This window comes from Cedecea neteri (assembly GCF_000758325.1).
Taxonomy (GTDB): domain Bacteria; phylum Pseudomonadota; class Gammaproteobacteria; order Enterobacterales; family Enterobacteriaceae; genus Cedecea; species Cedecea neteri_B.
In genome coordinates, this window is the sequence record NZ_CP009459.1 from 2,379,478 (window position 1) to 2,394,740 (window position 15,263).

General features: G+C 55.3%; 13 protein-coding genes. 8 read left to right on the top strand and 5 right to left on the bottom strand.

Translation table 11 applies throughout. The features are described from left to right. The first annotated feature begins 1 nt into the window (after window position 1). Both LH86_RS11250 and LH86_RS11255 read left to right on the top strand, forming a co-directional pair. Window positions 2–712 (top strand): Bax inhibitor-1 family protein, encoded by a 711-nt coding sequence (locus LH86_RS11250; protein WP_008456273.1) that lies wholly within the window; start codon window positions 2–4, stop codon window positions 710–712. Window positions 713–896: 184 nt separating this feature from the next. After that, a complete protein-coding gene (locus LH86_RS11255; protein ID WP_039301247.1) occupies window positions 897–1,304 on the top strand; it encodes a YbhQ family protein in 408 nt (135 codons plus the stop codon). Here the strand turns inward: LH86_RS11255 and LH86_RS11260 are convergent. Genes LH86_RS11260 through cecR form a run of 5 tightly spaced genes read right to left on the bottom strand, consistent with a single transcriptional unit; the run spans window position 1,266 to window position 6,936 of the window. Continuing rightward, complete coding sequence (locus LH86_RS11260; RefSeq protein WP_039301250.1) at window positions 1,266–2,372, bottom strand: ABC transporter permease; 1,107 nt, start codon at window positions 2,370–2,372, stop codon at window positions 1,266–1,268. The genes LH86_RS11255 and LH86_RS11260 overlap by 39 nt on opposite strands. Window positions 2,373–2,382: 10 nt before the next feature. Then, a complete protein-coding gene (locus tag LH86_RS11265) occupies window positions 2,383–3,522 on the bottom strand; it encodes an ABC transporter permease (protein ID WP_039291299.1) in 1,140 nt (379 codons plus the stop codon). Then, complete coding sequence (locus LH86_RS11270; protein ID WP_039301253.1) at window positions 3,509–5,257, bottom strand: ATP-binding cassette domain-containing protein; 1,749 nt, start codon at window positions 5,255–5,257, stop codon at window positions 3,509–3,511. The genes LH86_RS11265 and LH86_RS11270 overlap by 14 nt, the downstream gene beginning before the upstream one ends. Further along, window positions 5,244–6,251 carry a secretion protein HlyD gene (gene hlyD / locus LH86_RS11275; protein WP_039301256.1) on the bottom strand — a complete coding sequence of 336 codons (1,008 nt, stop codon included), beginning with the start codon at window positions 6,249–6,251 and terminating at the stop codon, window positions 5,244–5,246. The genes LH86_RS11270 and hlyD overlap by 14 nt, the downstream gene beginning before the upstream one ends. After that, on the bottom strand, window positions 6,241–6,936 hold the full coding sequence (cecR, locus tag LH86_RS11280) for a transcriptional regulator CecR (protein WP_039301260.1): 696 nt from the start codon (window positions 6,934–6,936) through the stop codon (window positions 6,241–6,243). The genes hlyD and cecR overlap by 11 nt, the downstream gene beginning before the upstream one ends. Window positions 6,937–7,192: 256 nt before the next feature. Between cecR and rhlE the strand changes: the two genes are divergently transcribed. From rhlE to bglF, 6 genes are all read left to right on the top strand, one after another. Next, the gene (rhlE, locus tag LH86_RS11285; protein ID WP_039301263.1) at window positions 7,193–8,590 is read left to right on the top strand and encodes an ATP-dependent RNA helicase RhlE; all 1,398 of its coding nucleotides are present in this window, start codon (window positions 7,193–7,195) and stop codon (window positions 8,588–8,590) included. A gap of 219 nt (window positions 8,591–8,809) precedes the next feature. Beyond that, a complete protein-coding gene (dusC, locus tag LH86_RS11290; RefSeq protein WP_039301266.1) occupies window positions 8,810–9,745 on the top strand; it encodes a tRNA dihydrouridine(16) synthase DusC in 936 nt (311 codons plus the stop codon). 280 nt (window positions 9,746–10,025) lie between these two features. Further along, complete coding sequence (locus LH86_RS11295; protein WP_039301270.1) at window positions 10,026–11,354, top strand: OprD family outer membrane porin; 1,329 nt, start codon at window positions 10,026–10,028, stop codon at window positions 11,352–11,354. Between the two features lie 24 nt (window positions 11,355–11,378). Further along, window positions 11,379–12,269: a 5'/3'-nucleotidase SurE gene (gene surE / locus LH86_RS11300; RefSeq protein ID WP_039301272.1), complete on the top strand. Its 891-nt coding sequence runs from the start codon at window positions 11,379–11,381 to the stop codon at window positions 12,267–12,269. 161 nt (window positions 12,270–12,430) lie between these two features. Beyond that, on the top strand, window positions 12,431–13,270 hold the full coding sequence (gene licT, locus LH86_RS11305) for a BglG family transcription antiterminator LicT (RefSeq protein WP_039301275.1): 840 nt from the start codon (window positions 12,431–12,433) through the stop codon (window positions 13,268–13,270). Between the two features lie 136 nt (window positions 13,271–13,406). Then, entirely contained in the window at window positions 13,407–15,254 is a 1,848-nt protein-coding gene (gene bglF, locus LH86_RS11310) for a PTS beta-glucoside transporter subunit IIABC (RefSeq protein WP_039301278.1), read from the top strand. Window positions 15,255–15,263: the final 9 nt, after the last annotated feature.

Consider the following 15,263-nt stretch of genomic DNA (forward strand, 5'->3'; position numbering starts at 1 on the left):
CATGGACCGATTCCCGCGTCCCAATGAGACTATCGTGCAGCGTGCCAATACGGGCCTTCAGACCTTTATGGCACAAGTTTACGGCTGGATGACCTGCGGTCTGCTTTTAACCGCCTTTATCGCGTGGTACGCAGCGAATACCCCGGCGGTTATGGAGTTTGTCTTCTCCAGTAAAATCACCTTCTTTGGTCTGATTATCGTTCAACTGGGGCTGGTCTTTGTGCTCTCCGGCATGGTGCACAAGCTGAGCGCCGGCGTGGCGACTTCGCTGTTTATGCTTTACTCGGCGCTGACCGGGTTGACCATGGCGAGCATTTTCCTGGTTTATACCTATTCGTCTATCGCCAGCACGTTTGTGGTGGCCGGTGGGATGTTTGGCGCCATGAGCCTCTATGGCTATACCACCAAACGTGACCTGAGCGGCTTCGGCAACATGCTGTTTATGGCGCTGATCGGAATTGTACTGGCTTCGCTGGTTAACTTCTGGCTGAAAAGCGATGCGCTCATGTGGGCCATCACCTACATCGGCGTGGTGGTGTTTGTGGGCCTGACCGCGTACGACACGCAGAAACTGAAAAACATCGGCGAGCAAATTGATACCCGCGACGCGCAAATGCTGCGTAAATACTCGATTCTGGGTGCCCTGACGCTGTATCTCGACTTCATCAACCTGTTCCTGATGCTGTTGCGTATCTTCGGCAACCGTCGTTAATGTCAGCATTCCCTCTCCTTCGGGGGAGGGAATTTCCCCACAGTTTTGCTTTTCCTCCCGCGACTTTTCCCTGTCTGAACGGAAATATATTGCAATATCTGTCACAAAAAGGGGGCGTATTGAGGAAATTTCCGTACACTTGCGTACTCTGATTAACAGGAAGAAATACTCCAGGAGATAAAACATGAAGTGGCAACAACGTGTAAGAGTGAGAACCGGACTGGGTTGCTGGCAGATTATGCTGCATCTTGCGGTGGTCGCTGCGCTGCTCGTTGGCTGGAAAACCGCGACCCTGATCCCCGTGGGCGTAGGGCTGTGCCTGCTTTATGTCGCCACCGTGGTGCTGATGTTTATCTTCCAGCGTTTTCACACCGGCCTGCTGCGCGATATCGGTGACTTCCTTGAAGAGCTCACCACGACCTGGTATTTCGGCAACGCTATGATTGCGCTGTGGCTGCTGTCACGCGTGGTGCAAAGTCACCTTCTTCTGGCGCTGGCCGGCATGGCGATGCTCGCCGGACCGGCTATCTTCTCTCTGCTCGCGAAAGACAAATCACGCAATCTTGCGTCTAAACATCCAGTACGCCGCTGAACCCGTTGTGGCCGCAATCACCAGCAGCGGCCACAAACTCTGCCAGACAATCCCAAAGCTCGCATCCTTCAGGTAAATCTGTTTCGTGATGTCGGTGAAATGACGAATCGGGTTTATCCACGTTAAATCCTGCAGCCACACCGGCATGTTTTCCACCGGCGAAACATAGCCGGAGAGCAGGATCGCTGGCATCATAAAGACAAACACGCCGATAAACGCCTGCTGCTGGGTTGAGCAGAGGGCGGAAATCAGCAGCCCGAACCCCACCAGCGATAGCCCGTAGATAATCATCGTGAAGTAAAACAGCAGCAGCGAGCCGGAGAAGGGGATGTGATATCCCCAAATCCCTACCGCCAGCACAATGGTGGCCTGCACCAGCGCGACAATCTGCGCGGGAACCGCTTTGCCAATAAATATTTGCCAGGTGGCCAGGGGAGAAACCAACAGCTGATCGAGCGTGCCTTGCTCGCGCTCGCGGGCAACCGAAAGGGACGTCACAATCATCACGCCAATGGTGGTAATCATCGCAATCAGCGACGGCACCACAAACCATTTGTAATCGAGGTTAGGGTTGTACCAGTTGCGAATAGTCAGCTCGCTGTTGTTGGGTTTGGGCATACCGGTCATCAGCTCTTGCTGATAGTTATTGACGATTTGCTGGAGGTAATTCGCGGCAATTTGCGCGCTGTTTGAGTTCCGCCCGTCAAGCAGGATTTGCAGCTTTGCCGGATTCTGACTGGCAATATCGCGCGAGAAATTCGCCGGGAAGCGAATCAGCAGCAGCGCTTTTTGGTTGTCTATCGTCGGCTTTATTTCCTGCGGGCTTTTCAGCAACAGCACGTGGCTGAATGCGCTGGCGCGGGCAAAGCGCTGGGTCAGCTCAATCGAGTTGTTGCCGTTGTCTTCGTTATAGATAGCGATAGTGGCATTGGTGACCTCAAGCGTGGCGGCAAACGGGAACAAAAGCACCTGCAGCAGCACCGGCAAAATCAGAATGGCGCGGGTTTGCGGCTCGCGCAGCAGCGACTGCAGCTCTTTGCGAATCAACGTCCATAAACGATAAAACATGCTTTCTCCCTTAATCGAGCCGACGTTTGGTTTTCAGCGCCGTCAGGCCGATAAACATCACCGCCGAGGCAATCAAAAACAGCGTGTTGACGATCAACACCGAGGTGATATTCCCCGCCAGGAACAGGCTTTGCAGGGTGCTGACAAAGTAGCGCGCCGGGATGACGTAGGTTACCGCCCGGATAATCGCTGGCATGCTGTCTATCTGGAAAATAAAGCCGGACAGCATGATGGACGGTAAAAATGCAGCGTTCAGCGCGACCTGCGCGGCGTTAAACTGGTTACGCGTAATGGTGGAAATCAGCAGCCCCATGCCCAGCGTACTGAGTAAAAACAGGCTGGTGATCAGAAACAGCAGCACCAGCGAGCCGCGCCACGGCACGCCGAGAATAAACACCGTCACCAGCATACAAAGCAGCATGGCTAACATCCCCAAAACATAATAGGGCACCAGTTTGCAGAGCAGCAGTTCGGTCTTTGTCACCTGCGTGGAAAGCAGGGCCTCCATGGTGCCGCGCTCCCATTCGCGGGCCACGACCAGAGACGTCAGTATTGCGCCAATGACCGTCATGATGATGGTCACCGCGCCGGGAATAATAAAGTGCTGGCTGATGGCGGCGGGGTTAAACCAATAGCGCAGCTGTACGTCGATTAAAGGCTCAAAATGCTCCCCACGATCTTCCGCCCGCTGCTGTTGCCAGAGCTGCCATATCCCCTGCATATAGCCCTGAACAAAGTTAGCCGTATTGGGCTCGCTGCCGTCGGTGATCACCTGAATCGGAGCCGTTGCGCCGGGGCGGGCCATGTTCTGCGCAAAGTCAGGAGGAATCGTCACCATGCCGCGAATCTTCCCGGCCTGCATCAGTTGAATCAGCTGCTCGCGGTTATCGCTGATGGTGGGTTCAATAAACGGCGAGGCACTGATGGCGTGAGTGAAGTCCAGCGCGTCCTCGCTCTGCTGCTCGATCAGCACGCCGACGTGGAGGCGGCTGGAGTCCAGGTTAATGCCGTAGCCGAAGATAAACAGCAGCAGAAGAGGGATAACCACGGCGATTAACCAGCTGCTGGGATCACGCACGATTTGCCGGGTTTCTTTCACGCACAGGGCGCGGACGCGGCGCCACGATATCCTTTGGCTATGTTCGCTCATCGCTGTGCTCCTTATCCCATTCGTGAATCAGCCCGATAAACGCCTGCTCCATGGTGGGGTCAGGCGTGTCGTCATCTGCTATCTGCTGTTTCAGGTCGTCCGGCGTGCCGCTGGCAATCAGCTTGCCCCGGTATACCAGCCCGATGCGGTCGCAGTATTCGGCCTCATCCATAAAGTGAGTGGTCACCATCACCGTCACGCCTTTTTCTACCATGCTGTTGATATGCAGCCAGAACTCGCGGCGGGTAATGGGATCCACACCGGAAGTCGGTTCGTCGAGAAACAGAATATCCGGTTCGTGCATCAGCGAGCAGGCAAGCGCCAGTCGCTGCTTAAAACCCAGCGGCAGAGAATCTGTCGTGCTATTGGCGATAGGCTGCAGCGCAAACGCCTCGCTCATGCGGGCAATTTTGTCCTGCTGGGCGCGCCCGCGGAGGCCATAAACGCCGGAGAAGAAACGGAGGTTTTGTGCCACCGTCAGGTTGCCGTAGAGGGAGAATTTTTGCGCCATGTAGCCCAGGTGCTGGCGTGCTTTGCCGGAGCTGGTTTTCAAATCCATATCCAGCACCAGCGCTTTGCCCGAAGTGGGGACTAACAAACCGCACATCATCTTGAAGGTGGTGGACTTACCGGCGCCGTTAGGGCCAAGCAGCCCGAAGATTTCACCGCGCTTAACGGCAAAGTTAACGTGGTCGGTTGCGGCAAAGTCACCGAATTTTTTGGTTAGCTCTTCGGCCTGAATCACCGTTTCGCCGGGCTCGCCGTCAACGGTATGAAGAATATCGCCCAGCGGCGATTCGTTCGCGGCGGCGCCACCCAGCAAATCAATAAAAGCGTCTTCAAAGCGCGGGTCAGTTTCTTTCAGGCTGGTCTCGGGCACGTTCAGGGCATTTGCCAGCTCGCTCACTTTGGCCTCTTTAGCAAGGATCAGCCGCACCGAGCGCCCCTGAATCACGCCGTCGCTGACCTGCGGCAGCTTCAGCGCGCGCTGAAGCAGCTGGCGGTTATTCTCGTGCTCGTGGCTGACCAGCAGTGAACGTCCGGCCATCTTTTGCGTGAGCGCTTTCGGCGCGCCGTGATAAAGCAGTTCGCCTTCGTTCATCAGCAGGATTTCCCGGCATTGCTCGGCCTCATCGAGATACGATGTGCTCCAGAGGATTAGCATGCCTTCACCCGCCAGCTCGTGCACCATTTGCCACAGTTCCCGCCGGGATATGGGGTCTACGCCTACGCCAGGCTCGTCCAGCAAAAGGACTTTCGGCTGGCCGACGAGCGTACAGGCGAGACCAAGTTTTTGCTTCATCCCGCCCGAGAGCTTGCCCGCCAGCCGTTCGGTAAACGGACCGAGGGACGTGAATTCCAGTAACCGGGCAAATGTGCTTTTGCGCTGCTCCCCGGTCACGCCGCGCAGGTCGGCATAGAGCGTCAGGTTTTCCATTACCGTCAAATCTTCGTACAGGCCAAATTTCTGCGGCATGTAGCCCAGTTCAGCGTGCAGAGCGCGGTCGTCTTTAATCGGGTCGAGGCCGATCACTGAGGCACTGCCTTCGCTTGGCTGCAGCAGCCCTGCGAGCATTCTCATTAGCGTGGTTTTCCCCGCGCCGTCCGGGCCTACCAGCCCGGTGACTGCCCCGGCGTGAATTTCGCAATCCAGGCTGGCGACGGCCGGTTTTTCAAGTCCAGGGAAACGCTTCACCAGCCCCTGCAGATGAATAACCGCGTCATTGCTGCTCATGCTGAGCTCCAGCGTTGAATTTCACCGTAACGGGCATGCCCTGACGCAGCGCGTCATCTGCATCGGTCACGATAATGCGTAAGCGGTAGACTAAATCCGTGCGCAAATCGGGAGTTTCAACGGTTTTGGGCGTGAACTCCGCCGTTGGAGACACAAAGCCCACTTTGCCGTGATATGGCTTGTCCGGGCGGCCATCGGTGTAAATCAGCAGTTCGCTGCCGGGTTTGGCCTGCCCGAGGTTGGTTTCGTCGATATAAGCGCGAACCCAAACCGGGCGTGTGAGCGACAGGGTGAGTACCGTGCTGCCTGCGTTAAGCATGCTGCCGGGTTCAACGGCGCGGGTCAGCAGAGTACCGTCAGAAGGCGCAATCAGCGTGGTGTCCTGCAGATCTAGCTGCGACTGAGCCAACTGCGCTTTGGCTTGCTGAAGGCTGGCCTGCGCCTGAGCAATTTCCTGCGGGCGGTTGCCGCTGCGGTACTGGCTGAGCTTATCCTGGGCCGCCTTCAGCGTGGCTTTTGCCTGGTCGCTGGATGAGCGGGCGTTGGCTAAATCATTCGCTGAAATAGTTTTGGTCGCCCACAGTCCCTGCTGGCGCTGGTAGAAGTTTTGCGCGTAATCGTAGGCTGCCTGCGCCTGATTAACCTGCGCCGCAGCCTGGGCTATTTCTTCGTCGCGGTAGCCAGCAATAATCAAATCGTACTTAGCCTGGGCGGCCGCCACGTTGGCCTCGGCCTGGCGCAACGCGTTTTCATAGGGCGCTTTATCTATCAGCCCAAGCGGTTCACCAGTTTTGATCGCATCGCCTTCATCAACCTCAAGCGCCGCAAGCCGCCCTCCCACGCGGAAACTCAAGTTAACGGTGCGGATATCCACGTTGCCGTAGAGCGTGAGCTCGCTGTTTTGCCGGCTCTGATACCATTTCCAGCCGCCAAACGCCGCAGCCACGAGCGCTACAATCACAATCACGGCAATCACCGGCTTCTTATTGTTCATCACTAGCGTTTCCTCTGTTTAAAGATAATCCCTGCAGGATGAAATCAACGTGGCTCAGCACCACGCGGCTTATTTGCTGCACCCTGGCCTGGTCAAACTGAGGCCAGCCGGTACGCAACAGAATCGTTTCTCGCCCCAGCCGGAAGGCCAGTACCTGGCCGAGCAGCGTGTGGGTATGCAAAATAGTGTCGGTATCAAAAGGATCTCGCCCGGTGTAATGCGCCACCAGTGTGGTCAGCAGGGTGTGCATCGGGTCGATAACCTGCTGGTGAATAAGCTGATAAGCGGCGGTCGGGGAAAGCTGTTCGCGGGAGATAAATTTGCTCAGGTTGAGCGTGTCGTCGGCGGTCAGCAGGGCGATCATTTGCCCGAGGGCGGTATGGATAAGATGCCGTATTTTCTCTTTGTCCGTTTCGGGCTGGCGCAGCAGGGCTTCGGCGCGGGCAACATGCTCGTGAAAATTACCGCTGATGAAGTCAGCAATCCACTGGGCGGATGCCATATATAGCGCTTCTTTGGAGCCAAAGTAGTAGGTGATCGCGGCAATATTTTGCCCGGCCTGGGCGGCGATATCTCGCGTGGTGGCGTGCATGCCATACTCTGCGAACTGCGCGATGGCGGCGGTGATGAGCGTATTTTTAGCCTGCTCTCCGCGGCTGGTGACCGGCGTCGGCGAAGGTGTCATACCGACCTCTTAAAATGTTAATCAATCGATTGATTAAGAGTAAGCAAAGTTATCAACCCTGTCCAGAGCAAGGCTTTATTCTGTTAGCGTGGCGGAAAATGAGAATTTATGCGGAAGATCACAAAAACTGCTACACTGCACGCGAACGGCGCCGTGGTTTGCGCCTCCTCTCTTCGCCAGCTTAGCGCTGGCGCGTGATGTTCCCCCTGGAAACTACACCGCGCAATGCTGCGGTCAGGGCGGTTCTGGAGTTCCTATGTCTTTTGATTCTCTCGGCCTGAATGCCGATATTTTGCGTGCGGTGGAAGAGCAGGGCTATCGCGAGCCTACCCCAATCCAGCGCCAGGCAATCCCGGTAGTCTTATCAGGCCGTGACCTGATGGCCAGTGCCCAAACCGGCACCGGCAAAACCGCAGGCTTTACCCTGCCGCTGTTACAGCGTCTGACCGACAGCGCCCCTCACCAGAAGGGCCGTCGCCCGGTGCGTGCGCTGATCCTCACCCCAACCCGCGAACTGGCGGCGCAGATTGGTGAGAACGTCCGCGACTACAGCAAATATTTAAATATCCGCTCGCTGGTTGTCTTCGGCGGCGTGAGCATTAACCCGCAGATGATGAAGCTGCGCGGCGGCGTGGATGTGTTGGTGGCAACCCCAGGCCGTCTGCTGGATCTTGAGCATCAGAATGCCGTGAAGCTAGATCAGATCGAGATCCTGGTGCTGGACGAAGCCGACCGTATGCTGGATATGGGTTTCATTCATGACATTCGCCGCGTGCTGGCTAAACTGCCTGCGCGCCGCCAGAACCTGCTGTTCTCCGCTACTTTCTCCGACGACATTAAAGCGCTGGCTGAAAAGCTGTTGCACAACCCGGAAGAAGTGGAAGTGGCTCGCCGCAACACGGCGTCTGAGCAGGTCACGCAGCACGTTCACTTTGTGGACAAAAAACGCAAGCGGGAACTGCTGTCGCAGATGATTGGCGAAGGCAACTGGCAGCAGGTGCTGGTGTTCACCCGCACCAAACACGGCGCTAACCATCTGGCAGAGCAGCTGCAAAAAGACGGTATCACCGCGGCGGCAATCCACGGTAACAAGAGTCAGGGCGCTCGTACACGCGCGCTGGCGGACTTCAAAAGTGGCGGTATTCGCGTGCTGGTGGCGACCGATATCGCCGCTCGCGGCCTGGACATTGAAGAACTGCCGCACGTCGTTAACTATGAGTTGCCGAACGTACCGGAAGACTACGTGCACCGTATTGGCCGTACAGGTCGTGCGGCAGCCACCGGTGAAGCGTTGTCTCTGGTTTGCGTGGATGAACATAAGCTGCTGCGTGACATCGAGCGTCTGCTGAAGCGCGAGATCCCACGTATCGCATTGCCAGGTTTTGACGTTGATCCGTCTATTCCGGCTGAGCCAATCGTCAACGGTCGTCAGCAGCGTGGCGGCGGTGGTCGTGGCGGCCAGGGTGGTCGCGGTGGTCAAAGCCAGGGGCAGGGCCAGCGTCGCGGTGGCAGCGGCGGAAACGCAAATGCTTCCGGTGAGCGTAACAACGGCCCGCGCCGCAGCGGTAAACCGCAGGGCGAAGGTGCTGCGAAGCCGGCAGGGGACAATGCTCGTCGCCGTCGCCCACCGCGTAAACCAGCGGCTGCGCAGTAAGTTTCATACCCTCACCCTAACCCTCTCCCTGAAAGGGAGAGGGGAGTAAAGATACCCTGTATTTCTGTTTCCCTTTAAGGGAAGGAATGAGTGGGATCCTGGATTTTCTCCCCTTCCTCTTTGGGGGAAGGAATGAGTGAGATTCTGGGTTTCCCCCTCTCCCCCTTGGGGAGAGGGTCGGGGTGAGGGGATAACAACACAAATATTTTCGGATGCGTCATGCGTGTTCTTCTTGCCCCGATGGAAGGGGTTCTCGACTCTTTAGTCCGCGAACTTCTTACCGAGGTTAACGACTACGATCTCTGTATCACCGAATTTCTTCGCGTGGTCGATCAGCTGTTGCCGGTTAAATCTTTCCTCAAACTTTGCCCCGAGCTTAATCACGCCAGCCGCACGCCATCCGGTACGCTGGTTCGCGTTCAGCTTCTTGGGCAATACCCGCAGTGGCTGGCTGAGAACGCGGCTCGTGCGGTCGAACTCGGCTCCTGGGGCGTGGACTTAAACTGCGGCTGCCCGTCAAAGCTGGTCAACGGCAGCGGCGGCGGTGCGACTTTGCTCAAAGATCCCGAACTCATTTATCGCGGTGCGAAAGCCATGCGTGAGGCTGTGCCAGCGCATTTGCCGGTCACGGTAAAGATTCGCCTCGGCTGGGACAGCGGCGCACGTCAGTTTGAAATTGCGGATGCCGTGCAGCAGGCGGGGGCGACGGAACTGGTGGTTCACGGACGTACTAAAGAAGATGGCTACAAAGCCGAGCTGATCAACTGGGGCGCCATCGGTGAAATTCGCCAGCGGCTGTCGATCCCGGTTATCGCTAACGGTGAAATCTGGGACTGGCAAAGCGCGCAGAATTGCCTGGCCGCTACGGGATGTGATTCGGTGATGATTGGGCGTGGGGCGTTGAATGTGCCGAACCTGAGCCGGGTTATCAAATACAACGAAGCGCGAATGCCGTGGGCCGATGTCGTTACGCTTTTGCAAAAATACAGCCGCCTCGAAAAACAGGGTGATACCGGGCTGTATCACGTGGCAAGGATTAAACAGTGGCTTGGTTATTTACGTAAAGAATACGTTGAAGCAACGGAACTGTTTACCGTTATTCGTACATTAAAAACGTCCGGTGAAATCGCCAATGTTATTGGCGCGTTAAAATAATCATTTTCTACATGACCCGTTAATTGAGTTTTTAATTCACGGGCATTTTCTTTAAATCAATTCATCTTCTTTCATTATTTCCTGAATAGAGTTCACAAAATTCCATTTTAATTTTATTTAGTGCTGGAGCTGCTTGCAGCATGATGCCACTATAGCCTCATAAATTACACCAAGGATTGCTACTGTCTCACAGGCAAAACCTAAATTTATTCTCCGCATGTCGGGAAATGAATTTAGGTTTTTTTTTGCTTCTTTTTTATTAAAACAAGGGACGTTTATCATGTACTCACGCACAAAAATAACCGGTGGCATGATGCTGCTGTTTGCTTTGGGAGGTATGCCCGATGCGTTGGCCAGCTATGCTCGCTATGACGGTGGCCTGCTGACGGGCAGCCATCTTGATGCCACCTTAAAAAATGTCTGGATGTTGAATACCACCGATGCAATGGCGGACCAGGGGATTGGCGATCAGAACGCCTGGGCCCAGGCGGTGCATCTCGACTGGCAAAGCGGCTGGCTGTGGGACAGCGTGGGCATTGATGCTTCGTGGTATGGCGTAGCGAAGCTTTACGCCAACGATGCCTTCTACGGCAGGGACTTGTTGCGGGACAAAAACGGCAAAGCACAGGGCTTCAATAAGCTTGGACAACTGTATGCCAAAGCACGATGGGGCGACGCTGAGCGGCATCTCTCTCTTTGGGCTGGCTGGCGTCAGCTCTATAAATTCGGCGCGTTAAACGTCACCCGCAGCCGCGCCGCCCCCAGTACCTGGGAAGGCGTTAGCGCCGAGTTTGTCTGGGATGAGTTTGATGCAAAGGCCGCCGTCGTTAACCGCTTTTCTGAGCGCGATGAACCAGAGAAACGCCGCTTTCGCACCCTAAAAACGAACAAGCAAATTGACTATATCGCGACCAGCGAACTGAGCTGGTCTCCAGCAAAGGGCAGTAAAATCAGCTACATTGCCGCCGAGAGCGATAGCTATCTTCTTCGCCACGGGCTTGAAGCGAATACCGTGGTGCCGCTTGGCAAAGATTTTAATCTCCTGGCAAGAAGCACGTACTACTACGCCCGTGGCCTCAGCGATTGGGAGGGTGCTCGAGGGTTTAGCCGCAGCGCACAACATCTTTTTGCCCTTGTCGGTTATCAATATGGGCGGGCTGAATCCGGCCTCGGCTGGTCTCATACCCGGGCACCTCTGGATAACGGTTTAGGTCATTTTTATTGGCACTTTGGTAAAAACACCCGAGGTGCCTTTAATAGCAAAGCCGATGGCGAGGGCAATGACTATATCAACGACGGCGAACAAATGCTGTATTTATACAGCCAGTATCAGATCTTGCCTGAATTACTGGTTGGCATCTACGGCAATTACGGTTTTGGCATGCAATACAAAGGCGTGGATTTAAAAGAGTGGGAATACGGGGGCTATTTTCTCTGGCACAGCCCACAGGTTAAAGGCCTGAATGTATTCGCCGGGGCTGGGCCGAGCTATAGCTGGAAATTAACGTCTGGCAGAATGCCTTCTCTGGATGAAAAAAATCATAGTTTCCGCCGTGCGAAAGGCGTGGGGGGAAGCGTACGCGTTGAATATCGGTTTAATTTATTTTGATTCTGTCATAAATAAGGAGTGAATATGAAAAAGAACATCATCGCCGGGCTGGTGCTCACCTTAATTGCAGGTTCCGCTTTTGCCGCTGAGCGCCCGATGCGTATTCTGGTCGTCAATGATGATGGCTGCGAGTCGGTTGGGACAACCTCTCTGCAGGAGAAGCTGGCGGCAAAAGGATATGACGTCTGGATGGTGGCACCGGCCACCAATCAAAGCGGTATTGGTTCGGCCATTACCTTTAAACCAAATAAAATATTCGACGTTAAAAAGGTGGCCGATAAGCGCTACTGCTTCCCTGGCACCCCCGCAGACGCCCTTGACTTCGGCGTGCTGGGCGTAATGAAAGAGACGCCACCGGATCTGGTGATATCAGGCGTGAATGACGGCCCCAACACCGGCGTTGCGCAGCTCAACTCTGGCACCATCGGTGCCGCCGCCCGCGCGGTTCGCTATGGTTATCCGTCGATTGCCGCCAGTATTGGCTATATTCTCAACGAGCAAGAGATGAAGGCCGGGTGGCCAAGCACTCATAAATACTGGCCGGACTCAGTAGACTACGTGGTAGGTCTGGTGGATACGCTGGCGAAAACCTGGCAGCCAGGCAAGCCTGTGTTACCTGCTGGCTCAGGGTTGAGCATCAACTATCCGCCGTTAGAAAAGCAGGCCGTTAAGGGCGTGAAATTCGTTGAGAACGAACGAAACCCGGTGCCGCAGCACTACTATAAACTGCTGCCAGATGGCAAAGCGCAGCAAATCATGAGTGATAAAGTGCTGACGCCGGTGGACACAGACACCGATACCGGCTGGCTAAACCGTGGGTATATTACATGGACCGTTTTTGACGGAGAGTGGAATGCGCCGCAGTTTGACGAGCAGTATCGTAAACTGTTTGCAGCAGAAACCGTGGCCAACTAGTCAGGCAGTGTCGCGATCGCTATCACGGTTTTCGTCCTGCGCGCTTGAGCGATATATCCTCCGTGATAGAGTGCAGATGTTGGATTGTTACTGCGCTTAGCAGGCAAAACCTGATCATCTGGCTCTGCCAGAGATCAGGTTTTTTTGTTTCTGGGGTAACCATGGAAATCGCCAAGATACTGAACAATAACGTAGTGGTTATTCTCGACGAACACCAGCGCGAACAGGTGGTGATGGGGAAGGGACTGGGCTTTCAAAAAAAGCCAGGAGATAACCTCGATCGCAGCCAAATAGAAAAAGTATTTGCCCTGCAAAGCGATGAGCTGGTGGCGAGATTAAGCGAGCTGCTGAACCAGATCCCGCTGGAAGTGATGACCGCCTGCGATCGTATTATTCAACTGGCGCGTGAACGCCTCGGTAAGCTGCAGGAAAGCCTCTATATTTCACTGACGGACCACTGCCATTTCGCGATTGAGCGGCAGAAAAAAGGTATGGCGATCCGCAATGTACTGCTTTGGGAAATCAAGCGGTTATATCCCAAAGAGTTCGCTCTGGGGCTGGAGGCGATTGGCATCATTCACCGGCGCCTCGGCGTACTGCTTGCTGAAGATGAAGCGGGGTTCATCGCTCTGCATCTGGTGACAGCCCAGCTCGAAGGGGAAATGCCAGAGGTGATGGATATCACCCGCGTGATGCAGGAAATCCTGCATATCGTGAAGTACCAGCTGCAAATTGAATACCAGACCGAAAGTCTGAGCTACCAGCGCTTTGTCACGCACTTGAAGTTTTTTGCTCAAAGAATGCTCAATCGTACCACCGTGGCGGATGATGATGAAGCTCTGCATGCGGCGGTAAAAGACAACTACCCGCTGGCGTGGCGCTGTGCGGAGAAACTTCAGCAGCATCTGGCCAAAAGCTACCAGCGCGAGCTGACCAACGAAGAAATTATGTTCCTCGCTATCCATATTGAGCGAGTACGTAAAGAGAGTCGCAAAGCTTAAATAACAAAACGGATTGTGACTGCTTCGGCAGGCAAAACCTGAGCGTTAGCTTCCCTGTGGGGCGGCTGGCTCAGGTTTTTTTTTAACTTTACTCAGCAGACATCGCCCGCGGGCGGGACGTAAAAGGAACAGGGGTATGGACTATCAAGGGCTGGCGCAGGCTATCCTGAAACATGTCGGTGGCAAGGAAAACGTCGTCAGTCTGGTGCACTGCGCCACCAGGCTGCGTTTCAAACTGAATGATCCCTCGCTCGCAGAGCCTCAGGTGTTGAAGAGTAATCCGGGCGTTATCACGGTAGTGGAAAGCGGAGGGCAATTCCAGGTCGTGATTGGCAACCACGTGCACGATGTTTATACGGCGATCTGCGCTGCGGCAGGCTTCAGCGAAGAGGCCATCACAAAAGAAGTTCGTGGCGAAAAAAGCAATCCACTGAACCGGCTTATCGATATCGTTTCGGCAATTTTCACCCCTTTCCTCGGCGTGATGGCCGCCTCGGGTATCCTGAAAGGGATGCTGGCACTTAGCGTCGTTTGCGGCTGGCTAAATACCGAGTCGGCCACCTATAAAATCTGGTTCGCCGCCAGCGATTCGCTGTTTTACTTCTTCCCGCTGGTGCTGGGTTATACGGCCGGGAAAAAGTTTGGCGGCAGTCCGTTTTTGACCATGGCCATCGGGGGCGCACTTACGCATCCGCTGATTATGCAGGCTTTCGAATCTGCCTCTCAGTCTGAACGTTTTCTTGGCATTCCAGTGACCTTTATCAACTACAGCTCCTCGGTGATCCCGATCATCTTTGCTGCCTGGGTGAGCTGCTGGCTGGAAAAACGTTGCAACAAGGTTTTCCCGGCAGCAATGAAGAACTTTTTCACGCCTCTGGTTTGCCTGGGCGCCGTAGTGCCGCTGACTTTCCTGATTATTGGGCCGGCAGCAACCTGGCTGAGCCAAATGCTGGCGCACGGCTATCAGGCCATTTATGCCTTTGCGCCGTGGCTGGCGGGAACCGTGATGGGCGCTATCTGGCAGGTCTGCGTGATATTTGGCCTGCATTGGGGCCTGGTCCCCATCATGATCAACAACCTCAGCGTGCTGGGGCAGGACACGCTGATGCCGCTCCTGCTACCGGCGGTAATGGGGCAGGTCGGTGCCGCGCTTGGGGTCTTTCTCTCTACGCGGGATGCAAAGCTCAAAGTTCTGTCCGGCTCAGCGGTGACCGCGGGGATCTTCGGTATCACTGAGCCGGCGGTGTATGGCGTGACGCTGCCTAACCGCCGCCCCTTCATTTTTGGCTGCATCGCCGGGGGAATTGGTGGTGCCATTGTCGGCTTTAGTCAAAGCCATCTTTACTCCTTCGGGCTGGCAAGTATTTTCAGTCTGGCGCAGATGCTTCCGCCGGGCGGCATGGACAGCACCGTGTGGGGAGCCATCATCGGTACCCTGTTATCACTGCTGCTGGCCTGCGCGCTGACCTGGGCCTTTGGTCTGCCGCGCAGCGCGCCAGCTTCATCATCACCCACGGCCATTGCCGGAGACGAAGATATTCTGGCGCCGATGAGCGGCACGGTACTGGCGATGAGCCAGGTCCCTGATGCTACGTTTGCAGAGGGTCTGTTAGGGAAGGGCGCGGCCATTATTCCACTGACAAACGAAGTCCGCGCGCCGTTTTACGGCGAAGTCGCCTCGCTATTTCAGACCCGGCATGCCATTGGTCTGTTAAGCGACAGCGGTATTGAAGTCTTAATTCATATTGGTATCGACACGGTGAAGCTGGATGGGCAGCACTTCACTGCCCACGTCCAGCCGGGAGACAAAATTAAACCCGGCGACCTGCTCATTGAGTTCGACCGCGAAACCATCCTCGCCGCCGGGTACGACCTCGCTACGCCGATAATTGTCAGCAATAGCGAGGATTTCCGGGAAGTGACCCGCGTGACGCAGCAGTCCAGCATTGATACAGGTATGCCGTTCCTGACGGTAGAACGCTAAGCAAAGGAG

Excerpts from the sequence above, each read along its gene's own strand:
- LH86_RS11250 (WP_008456273.1), top strand. The coding sequence starts at position 2 with ATGGACCGATTCCCGCGTCCCAATGAGACTATCGTGCAGCGTGCCAAT.
- LH86_RS11255 (WP_039301247.1), top strand. The coding sequence starts at position 897 with ATGAAGTGGCAACAACGTGTAAGAGTGAGAACCGGACTGGGTTGCTGG.
- LH86_RS11260 (WP_039301250.1), bottom strand. The coding sequence starts at position 2,372 with ATGTTTTATCGTTTATGGACGTTGATTCGCAAAGAGCTGCAGTCGCTG.
- LH86_RS11265 (WP_039291299.1), bottom strand. The coding sequence starts at position 3,522 with ATGAGCGAACATAGCCAAAGGATATCGTGGCGCCGCGTCCGCGCCCTG.
- LH86_RS11270 (WP_039301253.1), bottom strand. The coding sequence starts at position 5,257 with ATGAGCAGCAATGACGCGGTTATTCATCTGCAGGGGCTGGTGAAGCGT.
- hlyD (WP_039301256.1), bottom strand. The coding sequence starts at position 6,251 with ATGAACAATAAGAAGCCGGTGATTGCCGTGATTGTGATTGTAGCGCTC.
- cecR (WP_039301260.1), bottom strand. The coding sequence starts at position 6,936 with ATGACACCTTCGCCGACGCCGGTCACCAGCCGCGGAGAGCAGGCTAAA.
- rhlE (WP_039301263.1), top strand. The coding sequence starts at position 7,193 with ATGTCTTTTGATTCTCTCGGCCTGAATGCCGATATTTTGCGTGCGGTG.
- dusC (WP_039301266.1), top strand. The coding sequence starts at position 8,810 with ATGCGTGTTCTTCTTGCCCCGATGGAAGGGGTTCTCGACTCTTTAGTC.
- LH86_RS11295 (WP_039301270.1), top strand. The coding sequence starts at position 10,026 with ATGTACTCACGCACAAAAATAACCGGTGGCATGATGCTGCTGTTTGCT.
- surE (WP_039301272.1), top strand. The coding sequence starts at position 11,379 with ATGAAAAAGAACATCATCGCCGGGCTGGTGCTCACCTTAATTGCAGGT.
- licT (WP_039301275.1), top strand. The coding sequence starts at position 12,431 with ATGGAAATCGCCAAGATACTGAACAATAACGTAGTGGTTATTCTCGAC.
- bglF (WP_039301278.1), top strand. The coding sequence starts at position 13,407 with ATGGACTATCAAGGGCTGGCGCAGGCTATCCTGAAACATGTCGGTGGC.